Consider the following 16,091-nt stretch of genomic DNA (forward strand, 5'->3'; position numbering starts at 1 on the left):
CGGACGCACTCATCGCGTTAGCCATGCTCAGCCTCGGCGGCCCCAAACCGGCGCTCCCGGGCCGGAATTAACCCACGGATGAGTCAGGAGAGCCGGAAAATGAGGCCATCCACTACGGAGGCAACTATTGAGTCTTTCAAACCGTCTGTCCTTCAATCGTTCCGCTGCGCCATCCAGTCCGGGTCGCGGCACTCCTGCGCGGACGGCGGCAATGGCTTCCACCCCGGTGGAGAATCATGGGTCTTCCTTGCTGCCCACGTGCTCAAGGCAGGACCGTGATTGGCCAGTGTCCAGGCTGGAATCAGTGGCATATGCTCAGGGGGTGTGGCTCAGGCCTGACGCACACCGTCGGCATCCAGGAGAAGGCTCGCGGTGATGAACTTTGGGCACTGCGTGAGCTTGGGCGTGAAGGTAATCGTGCGGACGAGCAACGGTGACCCGTCGGCGCCGACACCCGACACCGTGGCGTCAATCGGATCCTCCGTGATCAGATCCAGCCAAAGGTGGCCATATAGTGTCCCGTCCGGAGACGCAGTCGCAGAGCACACGGCATCAGGGCCCTCGCAGCCTTGGTTCACGGGCTTGGTGCCCGGCGCCAGCGCCAGGTCACCCTCCTTGCACACCCCGGACTGGCATGCCCTCAGGTGGACGGTGCGCACCGCCGGGACATAGCTTTGCAGGACAGTCACTGTCACCACAGGGGCCTGGGCAATCGCAGGGCATGACGTGACCGGTGGCACGCAGGCCGAGGCCAGCAAAACTGTGGCCAGCCAGATTCTGCGCATGCTTCAGCGTAGATACTGTGCGCCGTTCCGGGCACATTCCACCGCATCCGGGCACCACATCGTTATGCGGAACCGCCATCGAGACCGGATCTTTACACCCTCTCCCTCAGAGCGCCCCAGATGTTCGGTGCCACCGGCTCCGGGCCCGAACTGCTTTCTCCGGTGACTTGGCCACATTCGACGATGTCATTCCAAGGACGAAGACGGCGGCGAAGGACACCCCGCTGAGACGATAACTACTCCCGTCACCATCTCCAGAGACCACAGAACAGGTTCTGCGGCGGTGACCGCCACAAGCTGGCCCGGCCGGAGCAACAGAGGTAGCAGGGGTGCCATTACGAGCTCCCGAACCCGCACAGAGGCACCGAGCCCGCCCAAGCCGGCAAGCGCGAGGTCAGCGACCGCTCCCGCGGCGGCGGCGGCTATGATGACGCCGGAGTTGGGGAAGTCCGCCAGGACGGAGGCGAGAAGGGCAAGTGATGTGACGAGGAATGTCACTGTTCCCGGGACGGCCAGTCCGAAACGAATCAGGAGCGCCAGGGAAACCGCAATGACAAGCGACGTCACGAGGTAGCTGGCAAGACCGGCGGACGCGATCGCCTCTCCCGCTATGTGTTCGGCCGTTCCTTCGGGGCATGTGATACGGCCATGGTCCCCTGGTCCGCCAGAAACCCGGACAGATAGCTGAGGGCGAAAGCGGCGACGGCGGATATCGCCGCTACGGCGAGCATGGCAGGAAGCCCCATCAGCCGTGAGGACGAACCTTCCCCCAGCCGGGAAGCCCTGATGGGGCCGGAGAACAGCAAGGCACCCCCGGCGAACGAGGCTAGATGCGTGGGGCTGAGCAGGGCGTCGATTCCGAATTCCACACCGAAAAGCTGGTGCCAGACCATGTCGGAGATTCCTCCCGCGCCAAAGTCGGCCGCGCCCGCAACGGCGTGCCCGTAGCCGGCGGGAACAACGGCCAGGCGGGCCACGCGCAGGCGCGCGGCCGCGCGCCTGCCAAGCACGGCCAGCCATCCCACGAGCAGCAGCAGGCCCCCATACAGGAAGGCATGCCATGGAGTGAAGAAGGAATCAGGGAGGCCAAGAATATGGGCACGCCCGTCAAGGTAGACGGCGGTCACAATCAGGAGACCGAAACCCGACGTGACAAGGTCCTCAGCCACCAATGTGGCCGCCGCATGCCCTGGAGCGGGGCCGCTGCGATGAGCGGACGACGAGGACCCGCTGCGGGACCGCACCTTCATGACCTGCCTCCTCCGTTGGCTTCCGGAAGGGACGAGCCTTCGCCTGGCTCTGCCAACACCGCCAAGATATACCCTAGGGGGTATCACATCAATGGGTTTTTGGGGACGTGCTGGAAAGAATGCGTTCCTGCGTCAAGCCGACGCATCGAGATCCGGTCGGGTATGGGAAGGCCGCGGTTGCCGGTGGCCGGTCGTCAGGATTTGGACAAAGCGTCCTCGCGACCGGGTGCCTGCATGGACCTGGGCGAACTTGCCGACAATCTGCCCGGAGTTGTTGAATCCGACGAGCGCCGCGGCCGGTTTGACTTGTGTCGTTGATGATGACGGCCACGGCGCCCGGCCCCTCATTGACGGCATAATCAGAAATTCCCAGACCCATGCGCGCAACGCATAGCAGCAAGGTAACAGCGGGATGTCTGGGGCCTGAGTGTTCCCTGAGACTGCCGGTGCGACTCCTGGATGGGAAGTGACCGGGGCGGGTCAAGCCAGTAATTTTGTGGAGGTGTTTTTGGTTGGAAATTAATTGAGGGACCAGATTGGTATCGTCGGCGCCACCCCGGGCCCAGACCCATCACCAGGCATCGAGCACCGGATCGGAGTAGAGGCTGGCGGCTACCCGCCATCCGACGATCCTGCGGGAGAACACGTCGATGACGAACGCCGCGTAGGCCCAGCCGGCGAAGGTGCAGACATACGCTGCGTCGGCGAACCCACTGCCTGTCAGGCGCCATCGCGGCGAGTCGGCCAGATCCGGCGGCTCGGCCTGTTTCCGGCGCGGTCTTCGCCCGCGCCGGGCTAGTCCTCGCTGCTGTTATATCTGGGGACGGTTCTGTCTGGGGACGGCGGCCTTTGTGCTGATGGGGGCGGGCGCCATCGCAGCCTCCGTGGCCCGGGGCGCCGGGGCCGGGCCACGGCTCGACGGCTGACCGGGCCCCTCTCCCGGAATGAACCGGGAACCCTCCGGGCCGCCGGCGGCAGTCCTCAGGCGCCGGAGTTTCTGGCCCGGCGGCGCTGCGCCAGGTAGAAGCCGCCCCCGGCCAGTGCCAGCAGCGCGGCCGCGATCCCCACGGCCAGGGGCGCGTTCTCATCATTGGGCCCTCTGACCTGATCCGGGGCGGCATCCGCCGGTGCCGTTCCCGCCGGGGAGCTGGCAGCAGTTGCGGAACCGGATGACATGCCGGAGCCGCCATGGTTCATGCCGGGCATGCTGCCGCCGGACCCGGCCGTGCAGCCAGCCAGGGCGATGGCTGCGGCGATCGCAGCGGCAGACATGGTCAGGTACTTTTTGTTCATGGAAATTTGTCCTTCAAGACATCAACAAGGCGCTGGGCGGCGCCATCGTCTAAACGCATGTTAGCTGAGAATAGGGTGGCAGCAGCCGGTTCACAAAAAGACCAGAGCGATGGCCGCAAACAAGCCGGCAGCGGCTCCGACAGGTAGTGGCAGGTTTGGCTGGGCTCGTGTCCTTTGAGACCTGGTCCGCTGAAGCTGCAATTCACACCGTGTGCCCGTGCCAGTCCATGCAGTCTGAACAAGATGCCGGTCAGACCGTTCAGCGGTCCCGCGCTGTTTAGCCGCTGTTGCTGTCATCGGGAAGTCGTGGCCGCCGGACGGGCCAGCCGAAAGCAACCGTGAGTGTGGTTACGAGGAACACGAGGGCGGCGATCGTAATCGCCGCGTCGGTCCAGAACTGTTCGGGAAAAAGCCGGATCAGCGTGTCATCGACCCGGAACGTCCAGGTACCCGCGGCGAAGAACAAGGCATGGACCTGTGCAAAGAAGGCTTCCCAGGCCAGGACTGCAGAAACGGTCAGCGCCACGATCAGAGCCAGTGTCAGCACCGCCCCGGAGAACAGCGCCCTTCGAACCGCGCCGTGATACCTCCAGGCGAGGTACACGCACGAGGCGACAGCGATCAGGAGCATCACGAACGCCACGAGGAAGGAGACCGAGAGGACACCCTTGACGTCCGCCATGTGTCCCACTTCGCTCTCAAGGAACAGCCTGCCGCCCTCTGCGTTCACGAGTCTGCCGAGGTACCCTGCCGGGGCGAGGTTGAGAACATAATCGAGGGTGTAGGAGCCGTAAATCAGGCGTTCTTCAGTCGAAAAGCCAAAAAGGTCAGCCGGAAATCCGGGGCGCTGGTATTCGATCCAGAGGAACAGCGGCGAAGTCACGGCCCGCACGGCACCGGCGACCACGATCACGGGGAAGAACACGGCCACAAGGACCTGAAGAAACCGTCCGGGCAGGGACACTCGGGCCCCCTCGTGCCCGCTCGGAGGCACGCTGCCGGCACCGGCGGGCGGGTCGTTTCTTGATCCCCCGACGTCCGCCCTGAGTGTCGCCGGGCGGACCGGATCCCCCGGGTGGCCGGCGACGCCGCCGTCGGCATCCTGGCCTCCCGCCAGTGGTTGCGGCGGAACGCCGGGAGCGGCTCGCAGGGATTCCACGGTCCTGCGGGGGATTTCGGATCCGACCATATGGGTTCTCCTTGACTGTGCGCCGTCTCGTCTCACTACGCACGTCAGTGCGACTTTCTTCTAACAAGGCTACAGGCCCCGTCGCCGCATGTTTTCGGCTCCTCATGAGCCTGGCCACACGGAAGGGTCCACCGTTTCAGCCCGCCGCCCGACTCCCATTACGGAACGGCGAGAACCAGCCGCCTCCAGCACAATGGGGAGCCGGGATCCGCCGAACAGTTCGGACCGTAGAGGGATCACGGTTTTCGGTGAGCATCGATGAGGCCTATTCGAGTCAGCGCGCGCTGGCGTGACCTTCCGAACTAATGCTGACAGGAGTTGTGATTGTCGCCGCCCTGGCCTCATTTGCCACGGTTTTCGTGCTCGGTCTCGCTTCCCATGCCGTCAATGAGCCCGGTGGCACAGAATAGGAAATCTCCAGCCCTGCCGAATGACCCTTGCATTCCAAATCGCCCCCACCGCAGCACCACGTCCCACCGGTGGGACGGAAAGGCGTCCGCTAGCCCTTCACGGTCAGTGAGCGGGACTTTCCAACCGGGGGGTGGAGGACACGGCCTGCCGCGGGAGCCGCGGGCTCATCCCCGTCCGGGGCCCTCGCCGCCCGGTCCGCGTCCGTTGGTCGCCTCGGTTTCGTTGATCCCAGGCTGGCTGCGGGCATCAACCGTTTCTTCCGAAACGCGTTCGCTTCCTTGCTCGAACTGCGCCCGGTAACGCACACGCCGGATCCGTCTGGTCATGGAAACCATGAGCAGGACAACGGCAATGACCATGAACGCCGTCATCGCGAAACCCAGGAATCCGGGAGTTACCTGATTCGCATCCAGGCCTGGCCTCAGACCTTCGTTCCCCGGACCCGGGGCCGGCGTCGTTGCCAGGGCGAAAAGCCCCGCGGCAGCCATTGGCATTTGCACTGAGTAATCCTTCGTCCGGCTCGTTGTATGGGCGCCCGCAGACGGCCCTCGTGCGTTATCCGCCCGAGCCCGGAACCATGACTGGCAGTGAGCGCGGGTCCGTCAGGAAGCAGAGAAACAGGGTGCAGGACGCCCCCCGCAACTGTACCGCTTCACCGCGCAGCTACCGCTTATCACGCGCAAGCAGTCAGCGCAGCCGCCTAAGAGGCCCGTGGGCCGGGCCTCTTAGATGAAGGCAGACGGGTCGACGGTCTGGCCGTTGACCATGACCTCGAAATGAAGGTGGCAGCCGGTGGAGGCACCGGTTGTGCCTACCCCTGCGATCTGCTGGCCCTGAGCCACGGGCTGTCCGAGGGAGACACCGATGCTGGCCAGGTGGTTGTAGGTGGTCTTCAGGCCGTTGCCGTGATCAACGACGATCCGGTTGCCACTGCCGTACGGGCTCCAGCCGGCCTCGGTGACGGTGCCGGAACCGGCGGCGAAGACCGCCGTCGAGCATGCCCCGGTCAGATCGACCCCGGTGTGCATTTCAGCGGCGGCCCCGGTGATTGGGCTGACCCTGTAGCCGAAGGGGGAACTGACGCTCATCGACGCGAGCGGGGCACGCAACCTCGTGGATGGGGATGCCTGTGCGGGGGCAGCCTCGGGTGCCTTGACTGCCCCTGCAGACTGTGCCGGCGCAGCGGGCGCAGGCGCCGGCTGGGAGGTCACCTCCGGGCGGTCAAAGGTGAGAACAGTGTCAGCTGCTGCCGTGACCGCCGCTTCCGGGGCCGGGGCTGCCACAGACGCTGGCCGGTCCTGGGCCGCAGCGCGGCTGCCGGAGTCAGCCTGCGCCGCGGACAGAGCAGTGAGGGCAATCATTCCCGTGACGGCGGCCGCCACCCCGAACTGCTGGCCGCGGAGCCGGAACGTTGGTTCCTGGAAAAACGGACGGCGGCGCGGTGAGGCAGCCGCCGGAAGGGCACGGCGACGGCCGTGTTTTGGCTGGGCAGACAAGATAGTGGTCCTCTCGGCGCCGGCGAAGTTAGCTGTCGGATTCGGACGAGTGGACTGTCCGGCTGCCCTGCAGGACGCGATTTAGGACGCGCATTCACAGGGTCGGCTTCACCCCAAGGTGCATCATTACGCACCAAAAGTGGGTCCTCCGCCCCCGCCTGAGAAAGATCAGTTTCACGGACCGCCGGCGGGGTTTGGCGAAGCGGCCACATCCATACCCATTCGGGGTATGTGTTTATCCAACTTTAGCGAAGCGCCGGCCTAAGTTACAAATCCGTTACCAAAGGTGCTCCGGGCTTAAGTGGAGAGGGATGGTGACTGGCGGGGCACGGGAAGGTTACGCTGGGCGTGACTTGCCCCCGGGGAGAGAGCAGATGGCCCGTCATCGTTTGGTTCGTCCACAGCTCGTCGGCAGGGGTGCTGCGTTGCGGGCTGTCCTTTCCTGCCTCGTGGTCGTCCTCGTGGTGGCCGGGTCGGTTGCCTTCTGCGATGGATGGGAACACGTGGTGGCTGAGGCTGCCCCCCGCCCTTACGCCGCTGCACAGCACCGGCCCGAGACCGCCATCTCAGCGGAGCAGGAGAACCCACCGGGACATTCGAACAGTGTGACGCCGGTCGGAGCCCAATCCGCTTCCGACCTGTCCCCCGGAGCCCTGAGCAGCGAGTGCAAGGAACCCGGAGCCATCTGGGCAGTCAGTTCACAGTCGCGGCCCGTTACCGCGACCGACGCGGCGCAGCCAAGGCCGGGAACGCTCATACCTGATTCCGCGGGCCCGTTCGCCCAGCCCCCGGCACCCGTGAGCCGGCGGGCGCCGACCCTGGCCCAACTGTCAATCAGCCGGACATAAAGCCCGCATGCTCCTCGTCCGGCCGCACGAACGCTAAGCCACACAGCCAGTACGTGGCACCCGTCGGGCAAGCTGGCATAGACACCGCCCCGTACGGCCGCCCCTTGGGGGCCTGCCTTCATCGACCGGAAGGAGGCCCGAGAAAGAACGTCAGACAGCGGCCCCGGCACAGCAGAGATTACAAGCCGGAATCCACACCAGGTTCCTCCAATTCAGCCCTTGGAAAGAGAGAAAAAGTGACACACGGAAGCACCCACAAGATGCTCGATGCTTACCCCAAGGATCTCGGCACTATCGATCAGCACATGCTCGCCGAATGCATTGCAGCGTGCTTTGACTGCTCACAGGCCTGTACCGCCTGCGCTGATGCCTGCCTCGGCGAAGACATGGTCGCCGAGTTGACCAAATGCATCCGCACCGATCTTGACTGTGCGGACATCTGCGCGGCCACGGCCAACGTCCTCTCCCGCCACACCGGCTACGATGTCGATGTCACCCGCGCGGTGCTGCAGGCGTGCGCCACCGCCTGCAAGGCCTGCGCGGAGGAATGCGAACGGCACGTCGGCATGCATGAACACTGCCGGCTCTGCGCCGAGGCCTGCCGCCGTTGCGAAAAGGCATGCAACCACCTTCTCGGTTCGCTCGGCTGACCTGCACCGGGGCCATGCCCATCGGTGGGCCGGGACCGAACAGCCGGCGCCCGCGGGAGCCAAGGCTGGCGGCATCCCTGCCCGAAGGCATCGACCCCCCGGGGAGCCTTCGGGCTCGGCTGCCGGGGCATACAGCGGATGATAGTGCCGCTCGAATCGTTCTCCTGTGTGGGGGCGCAACCAGCGCCACGGAACTCGGCGACCGTGGCGGCAGCTTCCGTCGAAAGGAATAGATGAAACCCAAGCAGTCCTCACCCCCGAGTCAGGAGTCCTTCCAACCTGCGGCGGCACCAAGGCCACGAATAGGTGCCGCGTCCGGAAGTCCAGTCGATGATCCGCAGCTGAGGCGAATGCTGGGTGTTCCCTTCCGAGTCGCTGATGAAGGCCATCCATTCATCGGTTCCTGCCGGACCCAGGGCAGCGTCGCCATGGTGAAAGATCACATGCGGCAGCGCAATTACCTCCACTCCCCTGCCGTGCAGGACGCTGATGCTCGCCCGGACGTCCTCCACCTCCAGATAGAGGACCGACGACGGCGCGCCGCGCTCCAGCAAGAGCCGCACGCCTTCCAGATCAAAAAACAGCAGCCCCGGCGGGCCGTAGATCGCCGCTGGTTGCACCCCCCAGCAGTTCTGAATAGAACTCAGCGGCCCGCTGCAGGTCATGTGCCTGCTGGGCCAACTGGATCAGACGCACTGTGCCTCCCGCGCGATGAGCGCCGCTGTCCCACCCATCTTCCCTAATCCCCCGCACCCCGGCAAGCATCAGGACCGGGCTGCCGCCCTCGCCGGGTTAGGCTCGAAGCCATGAATTCCGAGACCAAACAGTCCATTCGAGCTCCCCGCCAGGCCATTATTGCCGCCGCCCTGGCAGATGCCTTCCTGATTTTGGTTTTCGCGGCGATCGGCAGGGACGCCCACCAGCGCGGCGACATCGTCACCGGCGTGTTCCTCACTGCGTGGCCGTTCCTGGCTGGGGCCGGTATGGCCTGGCTTGCGTGGCGGGCGTGGCGGCGTCCGCTGTCCATGGCAACCGGCGTCGTGGTCTGGCTTGGCGCCGTGGCCGGCGGCATGATCCTGAGGGCGCTGACGGGACAGAGCGTAGTACTGGCCTTCGTGGTTGTTGCGCTCTTGAGCCTGGGGCTGTTCCTGGTGGGCTACCGGGCACTTCTTGCACTGGTACGCAGGCTTAGAAAGTCGTGAAGGCGCCGCCGGCCACGCGTCCGGGGCACGCCTGATGGACACGGCCCATGTAATAGGCTGGCATCACCACAGAGTCTTGCCGGGCACAGCTACGGCCAACAGATCCGGAAGGATTGAACAGTGATCACCGCATTCGTTCTGATCAAGACCGACGCCGCGCGCATCCCGGAAACCGCCGAGGAAATTTCCGCGATCCCAGGCATCAGCGAGGTCTATTCCGTAACAGGCGAATGGGACCTCATCGCCGTTGCCCGCGTCGCCCGGCACGAGGACCTGGCTGACGTCATTGCCGACAAGCTGTCAAAGGTGCCCGCGGTGGTTCACACCACTACACACATTGCCTTCCGTGCCTACTCGCAACACGATCTCGACGCGGCATTCGCGCTCGGCTTCGAACAGTAGGATCACTTCCCCGGAAACGACGCGGCCCGGCCTTACAGCCGGGCCCGCGTCCTTTCCTGTCCATTTCAAGGCCGCGTCAGCGAAACCCACTTATCGAGGACCGCAGCGGCAGCACCGCTATCAATCGACTCCGCGGCCCGGGCAAGCGCCGAACGCATACGCTCCAGGAACGGGCCCTCGGACGATTCATCAAAGGCCACCAGTCCAGCGGCCGCGTTCAGCAGCACGGCATCCCGTGCTGCGCCGGTCTTGCCGGCCAGGACATCACGGACGACGGCGGCGTTCGCCTGGGCGTCCCCGCCGCGGAGTTCCTCCACAGTCGCGGGACGGATACCCAGCTCGGCAGGCTCAAAATCCAGCTCTGAGACAGCACCGTCGCGGATTTCCCAGACGGTGGAGGGCCCCGTAGTAGTCAGTTCGTCCAGGCCGTCATTGCCACGGAAAACCAGGCCACGGCTGCCCCGCTTCGCCAGGACGCCTGCTACCAGTGGAGCCATCCGGGCATTCGCCACTCCCACCGCGGAGGCTTGCACCCGGGCTGGATTGGTCAGCGGGCCCAGGAAATTGAATGCGGTGGGGATGGCGAGCTCCCGGCGGGGCACGGCGGTGTGACGGAAAGACGGATGGAATACCTGCGCGAAGCAAAACGTGATTCCAGCATCCCGCGCGTTGAGTGCCACCTGGGCCACCGGTAGGTCGAGCCTGACCCCCAACGCCTCCAGCACGTCAGCCGATCCGGAGGACGAAGACGCTGCACGGTTGCCGTGCTTGACGACCTTCGCTCCAGCGCCCGCAGCAACGAGGGCGGACATGGTGGAAATGTTGACGGTGTTGAGCTGGTCACCGCCGGTACCAACGATGTCCAGCTTCTCGCCGGGGATATCGATGGGTGTTGCATGGCGCAGCATCGCGTCCACCAGGCCCGAGATCTCGTCCACGGTTTCGCCCTTGGCGCTGAGGGCAACCAGGAATCCGGCGATCTGCGCGGGGGTGGCCTCCCCGGACATGATTCTGTCCATAGCCCACGCGGTATTGTCCGCAGTGAGGTCAGTATGGTTGATAAGTGCCGAGATGAGCCGCGGCCAGGTGTTGCTGTCCGCCGGCGCGGTTGCCTGAGAAGTCACCTTCTGATGCTAGCGAGCCACCTCGGACCTGACCAATGTGAACGTCGCCGGGAACTTTTCACGGTGATTTCGCGTCTTTGTAGAAAAAGTCCCCCGAAAAGGCGGTTCGCGTTGGGAACTACGGACTTTTATAGACATAATGTCTATGTGACATCTGCGACCCATGCCCCCAGTACCCCGGCGCACCCCACGCTGAACCGCCCCAATATGGTTTCTGTCGGAACCGTAGTCTGGCTGTCCAGTGAGTTGATGTTCTTCGCCGGCCTCTTCGCCATGTACTTCACGCTGCGCTCCACGAGCGGACAGATGTGGGCCGAAGAGACAGCCAAGCTCAACTTCCCCTTTGCGCTCGTCAACACGATCGTCCTCGTGGCCAGTTCCTTTACTTGCCAGATGGGCGTCTTCGCCGCCGAACGGCTGCAGCCTCGCAAAACAGGCGGCCCGTTCCAGTTCACCCGCTGGGGCATGAACGAATGGTTCACGCTGACCTTCATCATGGGTGCGTTCTTCGTCGCCGGCCAGGCAACGGAATACGCGATGCTTGTTTCAGAGCACGTATCGCTCTCATCCAACGCCTACGGCTCCGCGTTCTATATGACCACCGGCTTCCATGGCCTGCACGTCATCGGCGGCCTCATAGCCTTCCTCTTCATCATCGGGCGCTCGTTCGCGGCAAAGAAGTTCGGCCACTTCGAAGCAACCTCCGCGATTGTCACGTCGTACTACTGGCACTTTGTGGACGTTGTCTGGATCGGGCTCTTCCTGGTCATCTACGTACTGAAGTAGTCAAGCTTTGATTCCTTTTCTACAAGAGGCAGAATTTCAAGAAGCGGCTCACGGAGCCGGCGCACGATCGAATAAAGGAACCACCACGTGAAGGCTCTCTCGCAAAAGCGGCGTCACCCACTCGCAGTAATCGCGCTGCTACTGATGGGACTCCTCGTCACTGGCGGGCTCTACGCCGTTGCCACCACCGTCAACGAAGCCAAGGCTTCCACCAGCGGCTACACCGCCAACGACGTCGAGGAAGGCGGTAAACTGTTCGTCGCCAACTGCGCCACGTGCCATGGCATGGGTGCCAGTGGGACCGCAAATGGGCCCTCCCTGGTGGGTGTTGGTGCAGCTTCTGTTGACTTCCAGGTCGGAACCGGCCGTATGCCCATGCAGATGAACGGTCCGCAGGCGCAAAAGAAGCCTGCACAGTTCAACGACGAACAGACGCGACAGCTTTCAGGATATGTTGCTTCCCTGGGAGCCGGCCCGGCAATTCCTGAAGAAGGCCTGTTGGACGAAAAGGGTGACGCGGCAGCTGGTGGCGAACTTTTCCGCGTGAACTGCGCGATGTGCCACAACGCGGCAGCCGCCGGCGGTGCACTCACCCGTGGCAAGTTCGCTCCCGCCCTTGCCGATGTCTCCGGCAAGCACATCTACGAAGCGATGGTCACCGGACCGCAGAACATGCCCGTCTTCAGTGACACAAACGTCACCCCTGAGGGCAAGCGCGACGTCGTCACCTTCCTGAAGCAGATCGAGGCCAACGGCTCCCCCGGTGGCGCTGACCTAGGAGCCCTCGGTCCCGTCTCTGAAGGCCTCTTCGTCTGGATTGCAGGCCTGGGCGTCATCATCGCCTTCACCATCTGGCTTACTTCCCGGACGTCTTAGGCGCAACGGGAATCTTAAGAACTTCTGCTGCCCAGTCAGCAGTTTGACATTGAAAACTAACCCGGCAGCCGCCGGGACGAGAGAAGGATGAGGCGAATTATGGGCAACCATAGTGACGGCAGTCCGAACCACTCGGGCACCGTAGCTACGGCTGGTCAGAATGAGGTGGAGAAGTTCCAGGATCCTGGAATTCCCCCGCACCGTTTGCGCCTGGCCGACACGGACCCGAAGGCCGCAAAGCGTGCAGAACGGCAGGTCGCTGTACTTTTCGGCGCGTCAGTTGTCGGCACCCTGATCTTCCTGGTGGCGTACTTCGCCATCGACTTGGGCGACGGCACAAGCATCGCCACCATCCGGCTGCAGAACGCACTGCTGGGCCTTGGCACAGCGTTTGCGATGCTCGGCATCGGGACCGGTATTGTGCACTGGGCCAAAGCCCTGATGCCGGACCACGAAGTCTCGGAAGAACGCCATCCCATCCGCACCGAAGAAGACCGCTTGGCGGCGGTCCGGATCGTGGATGACATCGTGGAAGAGACCGGCATCAAGCGCCGCCCGCTCATCCGCAACACGCTGCTCGGTGCTGTAGCCCTGGCCCCGCTTCCCGCAATTGCGGTTTTCGGTGACCTCGGCCCCCGCCCCGACCGGGCGCTGGCCCACACCATGTGGGCTCCGCAGGAAGGCAAGCTCAAGCGCCTCACCCGCGACCCCGACGGCACACCCATCAAGGCCTCTGACGTCACCATCGGCTCAGCTTTCCACGTAATTCCTGAGGGCCTGAACGAACTGCCTGAAGGCAAGCTCAACGAAAAGGCCAAGGCTGTTGTCCTGCTGATGCGTTTGGATCCCGCCTCGCTGAATCCCTCGGAAGGCCGCGAAGACTGGAGCTACAACGGAATCGTTGCCTACTCCAAGATCTGCACCCACGTCGGTTGCCCCGTTGCTCTGTACGAGCAGCAGACGCACCACCTGCTGTGCCCGTGCCACCAGTCCACCTTTGACCTCACCAACGAGTGCAAGGTGATCTTTGGCCCGGCCAGCCGGCCCCTCCCCCAACTGCCGATTGCAGTGGATGCCGAGGGCTACCTAGTCGCAACCAGCGACTTCAATGAACCTGTAGGACCGAGTTACTGGGAGCGTGATGAGCATGAGCGCAGCATCAAGAGCTGAAGCCCCCGCCTTCGTCGCCAAGACTAAAGCCGGACGCATCACCGATTTTGTTGACGCGCGAGTCGGTGGATCAGGAATCCTGCGGGAATTTGGACGCAAGGTATTCCCTGACCACTGGTCGTTCATGTTCGGCGAAGTAGCCCTCTACTCCTTCGTTATCCTCTTGCTCTCGGGCACCTTCCTGACCTTCTTCTTCGATCCGTCCATGGCGGAAACGCACTACGACGGGTCCTACCTGCCGTTGAAGAACGTCGAGATGTCGGTGGCCTACAGCACCTCGCTGGATATTTCCTTCGACGTCCGCGGTGGCCTGTTCATGCGCCAGGTGCACCACTGGGCTGCACTGCTTTTCGTCGCGTCGATCGCCGTCCATATGCTGCGCGTCTTCTTCACAGGCGCCTTCCGCAAACCACGTGAAATGAACTGGGTTGTTGGCAGCGTCCTCCTGATCCTCGCCATGGCAGCCGGCTTCACCGGATACTCCCTCCCCGACGACCTGCTCTCCGGCAACGGCCTGCGGATCATCGACGGTGTCATGAAGGCAATCCCGGTTGTCGGAACCTACATTTCCTTCTTCTTCTTCGGTGGCGAGTTCCCGGGGACGGCTGTTATTGGCCGCCTTTACATGCTGCACATCCTGCTCGTACCCGCGCTCATCCTGTTGATGATCGTCCTGCACCTGTTCATGGTGGTTGTGCACAAGCACACCCAGTACCCCGGCCCGGGCCGCAACGACGGCAACGTTGTTGGCTACCCGCTCGGACCTGTGTACGCAGCCAAGGCCGGCGGCTTCTTCTTCATCGTCTTCGGTGTAATTGCCCTGATGGCTGGCTTCTTCACTATCAACCCGATCTGGAACTACGGCCCGTACGATCCCTCGCCGGTGTCTGCCGGTACCCAGCCTGACTGGTACATCGGGTTCGTTGACGGTGCCCTGAGGCTTATGCCCGGTGTCATCGGTGATTTCCAGTTCGAGTACGTTGTCTTCGGCTACGTGCTGACGCTGAACGTCCTGTTGCCGGCCTTGATACCGGCAGGCATTCTGTTCACGGTGATGTTCATGTATCCGTGGATCGAAAGCTGGATCACCAAGGACACCCGCGAACACCATGTCCTGGACCGTCCGAGGAACGCCCCCACGCGCACCGCTATCGGCGTTGCCGGCTTCGTCTGGTACTGCGTGATGTGGGCAGCCGCTGGTTCGGACCTCATCGCTACGCACTTCCGCGTGTCCCTGAACGATGTGACGTACTGGCTTCGTGCGCTGTTCTTCATTGGCCCGGTCATCGCTTTTATGGTCGCTAAGCGAGTGGCGCTGGCCCTTCAGCGCAAGGACCGGGAGATCGCACTGCACGGCCGCGAAACCGGCCGCATCGTTCGCCTCCCGCACGGCGAGTTCATCGAAGTGCATGCTCCCCTGGATGAGTACAAGCGCTACAAGCTCGTGGGTTTCGAATCCCCCGCACCGCTGCCGGCGGTCGCCAACGACCACGGCATTGTGACGCGTAAGGAAAAGCAGCGTGCGTTCCTGTCCAAGTGGTTCTTCGAGGACCGTGTTGCACCGGCCACCCCGGCTGAACTGGAGGCCGCACACGGCCACCCCGCCCACCCAGCGGTGGAGGCCGGCCAGGAAAGCAAGAGCCTCAGCCACTGATTCACAGCAGTTACGCTCCAACGGGAAAGGCCCGGTCCACTTGGACCGGGCCTTTCCCGTTGCTGGCTGCCGCCGATGTTGCCAGCTGGCGGCCCGCTACTAGTAGTTCCGGTATCCCAGCGACTGGTTCCGGGCAGGTCTCGCACCTGGCCGCTGGAGGGGTACCCATAGCTTGTAGCGGTCGGCACGGTAGTACGAAACTGAGTAGTCCACCATCGCCCGGGCAACAAAGGCGTGCCTCTGGATTTTAAGCAAGGGTGCGCCGACGTCGACGTTGAGCAGGCGCGCCGTAGAGGGGGAAGCGGCCGTCGCTTCGATCATGTCTTCCCCCCACTCCATCACGAGGCCGAACTGCTCACTCAGCACGTTGTAGAGCGATGTTGGGGGCTCGCCGTCCAGGAGACCTGGGACTCGCTGCGCCGGGATGAAGTTCTCGTCCACGCTCATGGGCTCGCCGTCCGCCAGCAGCAGCCGACGGAAACGCACCAGCGGCGTCCCCTCCTCGACCTGCAGTTCGCGGGCCAGGAAGGCGCTTGCGCCGATCTGCTCGAAGCTCAGGACTTTGGCGGCCGGCACCATGCCGCGGCGTTGCATCTCTTCGCTGTACGAGGTGAGTTTCACCTGAAGATCGAGTTTGGGCTTCCGTACGAAGGTGCCGAGGCCAACAACCCGCTCGAGGACTTCCTCGCCGACCAGGGCATCGATGGCCTGCCTGACAGTCATCCGGGCCAGCCCGAACCGCAGGGCAAGATCCCGTTCCGAGGGCAGGGCGGATCCAGGCGGACAGGAATCGCTGATGTAGGCCCGGAGGATCTCCCTGAGCTGGATGTAGATGGCAGTCCCGTTGCTGCGGTCAATCTCGCCGGCAACGCCGCGGGCATCAGCAGCCACGGAGGTACGTCCTTGCTTCAGTTTTCACTGTCCAAGCTTAAGGCAAGCAGCGTCGCTGGACTAG

Annotated in this window: 17 protein-coding genes, 1 pseudogene and 1 riboswitch; of the genes and pseudogenes, 7 read left to right on the forward strand and 11 right to left on the reverse strand. The window is 63.7% G+C overall.

Going from position 1 to position 16,091, the window contains the following annotated elements; translation table 11 throughout:
• Positions 1 to 329: 329 nt before the first annotated feature.
• From ACVWY0_RS09645 to ACVWY0_RS09680, 8 genes and pseudogenes are all read right to left on the reverse strand, one after another.
• Entirely contained in the window at positions 330 to 785 is a 456-nt protein-coding gene (locus ACVWY0_RS09645) for a hypothetical protein (RefSeq protein WP_485836512.1), read from the reverse strand.
• A gap of 186 nt (positions 786 to 971) precedes the next feature.
• Entirely contained in the window at positions 972 to 1,352 is a 381-nt protein-coding gene (locus tag ACVWY0_RS09650; RefSeq protein WP_485836513.1) for a hypothetical protein, read from the reverse strand.
• 41 nt (positions 1,353 to 1,393) lie between these two features.
• Positions 1,394 to 2,035, reverse strand: coding sequence for a hypothetical protein (locus ACVWY0_RS09655; protein WP_485836514.1), 642 nt, complete (start codon positions 2,033 to 2,035; stop codon positions 1,394 to 1,396).
• A gap of 577 nt (positions 2,036 to 2,612) precedes the next feature.
• Positions 2,613 to 2,741: pseudogene (locus ACVWY0_RS09660) on the reverse strand (IS3 family transposase); the annotation flags it as partial.
• Positions 2,742 to 3,016: 275 nt separating this feature from the next.
• Positions 3,017 to 3,328 (reverse strand): hypothetical protein, encoded by a 312-nt coding sequence (locus ACVWY0_RS09665; RefSeq protein ID WP_485836515.1) that lies wholly within the window; start codon positions 3,326 to 3,328, stop codon positions 3,017 to 3,019.
• 277 nt (positions 3,329 to 3,605) lie between these two features.
• Entirely contained in the window at positions 3,606 to 4,517 is a 912-nt protein-coding gene (locus ACVWY0_RS09670) for a TIGR01906 family membrane protein (protein ID WP_485836516.1), read from the reverse strand.
• A gap of 575 nt (positions 4,518 to 5,092) precedes the next feature.
• Complete coding sequence (locus ACVWY0_RS09675; protein ID WP_485836604.1) at positions 5,093 to 5,422, reverse strand: hypothetical protein; 330 nt, start codon at positions 5,420 to 5,422, stop codon at positions 5,093 to 5,095.
• A 231-nt stretch (positions 5,423 to 5,653) separates the two neighbouring features.
• Entirely contained in the window at positions 5,654 to 6,424 is a 771-nt protein-coding gene (locus ACVWY0_RS09680) for a M23 family metallopeptidase (RefSeq protein WP_485836517.1), read from the reverse strand.
• A 5-nt stretch (positions 6,425 to 6,429) separates the two neighbouring features.
• Positions 6,430 to 6,606: riboswitch (cyclic di-AMP (ydaO/yuaA leader) on the reverse strand.
• 926 nt (positions 6,607 to 7,532) lie between these two features.
• Here ACVWY0_RS09680 and ACVWY0_RS09685 point away from each other — a divergent pair.
• Entirely contained in the window at positions 7,533 to 7,922 is a 390-nt protein-coding gene (locus tag ACVWY0_RS09685; RefSeq protein ID WP_485836518.1) for a four-helix bundle copper-binding protein, read from the forward strand.
• Between the two features lie 251 nt (positions 7,923 to 8,173).
• Here ACVWY0_RS09685 and ACVWY0_RS09690 read toward each other — a convergent pair whose 3' ends face one another.
• Complete coding sequence (locus tag ACVWY0_RS09690; protein ID WP_485836519.1) at positions 8,174 to 8,542, reverse strand: VOC family protein; 369 nt, start codon at positions 8,540 to 8,542, stop codon at positions 8,174 to 8,176.
• A gap of 186 nt (positions 8,543 to 8,728) precedes the next feature.
• Between ACVWY0_RS09690 and ACVWY0_RS09695 the strand changes: the two genes are divergently transcribed.
• Together ACVWY0_RS09695 and ACVWY0_RS09700 are read left to right on the forward strand one after the other, a co-directional pair.
• Entirely contained in the window at positions 8,729 to 9,124 is a 396-nt protein-coding gene (locus tag ACVWY0_RS09695; RefSeq protein ID WP_485836520.1) for a DUF3054 domain-containing protein, read from the forward strand.
• A 120-nt stretch (positions 9,125 to 9,244) separates the two neighbouring features.
• Positions 9,245 to 9,526, forward strand: a complete 282-nt coding sequence (locus ACVWY0_RS09700; RefSeq protein ID WP_056340053.1) for an Lrp/AsnC family transcriptional regulator — start codon at positions 9,245 to 9,247, stop codon at positions 9,524 to 9,526.
• A 65-nt stretch (positions 9,527 to 9,591) separates the two neighbouring features.
• Here ACVWY0_RS09700 and trpD read toward each other — a convergent pair whose 3' ends face one another.
• Positions 9,592 to 10,650: an anthranilate phosphoribosyltransferase gene (trpD, locus tag ACVWY0_RS09705; RefSeq protein ID WP_485836521.1), complete on the reverse strand. Its 1,059-nt coding sequence runs from the start codon at positions 10,648 to 10,650 to the stop codon at positions 9,592 to 9,594.
• A 147-nt stretch (positions 10,651 to 10,797) separates the two neighbouring features.
• Between trpD and ctaE the strand changes: the two genes are divergently transcribed.
• The 4 genes from ctaE to qcrB all read left to right on the forward strand — a co-directional run bounded on the left by ctaE (position 10,798) and on the right by qcrB (position 15,136).
• Positions 10,798 to 11,436 (forward strand): aa3-type cytochrome oxidase subunit III, encoded by a 639-nt coding sequence (gene ctaE / locus ACVWY0_RS09710; RefSeq protein WP_445260432.1) that lies wholly within the window; start codon positions 10,798 to 10,800, stop codon positions 11,434 to 11,436.
• An 87-nt stretch (positions 11,437 to 11,523) separates the two neighbouring features.
• Positions 11,524 to 12,312, forward strand: a complete 789-nt coding sequence (gene qcrC, locus ACVWY0_RS09715) for a cytochrome bc1 complex diheme cytochrome c subunit (RefSeq protein ID WP_252598850.1) — start codon at positions 11,524 to 11,526, stop codon at positions 12,310 to 12,312.
• A 99-nt stretch (positions 12,313 to 12,411) separates the two neighbouring features.
• Positions 12,412 to 13,482: a cytochrome bc1 complex Rieske iron-sulfur subunit gene (gene qcrA, locus ACVWY0_RS09720; RefSeq protein ID WP_252598851.1), complete on the forward strand. Its 1,071-nt coding sequence runs from the start codon at positions 12,412 to 12,414 to the stop codon at positions 13,480 to 13,482.
• Positions 13,460 to 15,136: a cytochrome bc1 complex cytochrome b subunit gene (gene qcrB / locus ACVWY0_RS09725; protein WP_485836522.1), complete on the forward strand. Its 1,677-nt coding sequence runs from the start codon at positions 13,460 to 13,462 to the stop codon at positions 15,134 to 15,136. The genes qcrA and qcrB overlap by 23 nt, the downstream gene beginning before the upstream one ends.
• Before the next feature lie 99 nt (positions 15,137 to 15,235).
• Here qcrB and ACVWY0_RS09730 read toward each other — a convergent pair whose 3' ends face one another.
• On the reverse strand, positions 15,236 to 16,027 hold the full coding sequence (locus ACVWY0_RS09730; RefSeq protein WP_485836523.1) for a GntR family transcriptional regulator: 792 nt from the start codon (positions 16,025 to 16,027) through the stop codon (positions 15,236 to 15,238).
• Positions 16,028 to 16,091 lie beyond the last annotated feature (64 nt).

The sequence above is a fragment of the Arthrobacter sp. UYNi723 genome, assembly GCF_054057635.1.

Coding starts and splice junctions, on each gene's coding strand:
- ACVWY0_RS09645 (WP_485836512.1), bottom strand. CDS start 785: ATGCGCAGAATCTGGCTGGCCACAGTTTTGCTGGCCTCGGCCTGCGTG.
- ACVWY0_RS09655 (WP_485836514.1), bottom strand. CDS start 2,035: ATGAAGGTGCGGTCCCGCAGCGGGTCCTCGTCGTCCGCTCATCGCAGC.
- ACVWY0_RS09665 (WP_485836515.1), bottom strand. CDS start 3,328: ATGAACAAAAAGTACCTGACCATGTCTGCCGCTGCGATCGCCGCAGCC.
- ACVWY0_RS09670 (WP_485836516.1), bottom strand. CDS start 4,517: ATGGTCGGATCCGAAATCCCCCGCAGGACCGTGGAATCCCTGCGAGCC.
- ACVWY0_RS09675 (WP_485836604.1), bottom strand. CDS start 5,422: ATGCCAATGGCTGCCGCGGGGCTTTTCGCCCTGGCAACGACGCCGGCC.
- ACVWY0_RS09685 (WP_485836518.1), top strand. CDS start 7,533: ATGCTCGATGCTTACCCCAAGGATCTCGGCACTATCGATCAGCACATG.
- ACVWY0_RS09695 (WP_485836520.1), top strand. CDS start 8,729: ATGAATTCCGAGACCAAACAGTCCATTCGAGCTCCCCGCCAGGCCATT.
- qcrA (WP_252598851.1), top strand. CDS start 12,412: ATGGGCAACCATAGTGACGGCAGTCCGAACCACTCGGGCACCGTAGCT.
- qcrB (WP_485836522.1), top strand. CDS start 13,460: ATGAGCGCAGCATCAAGAGCTGAAGCCCCCGCCTTCGTCGCCAAGACT.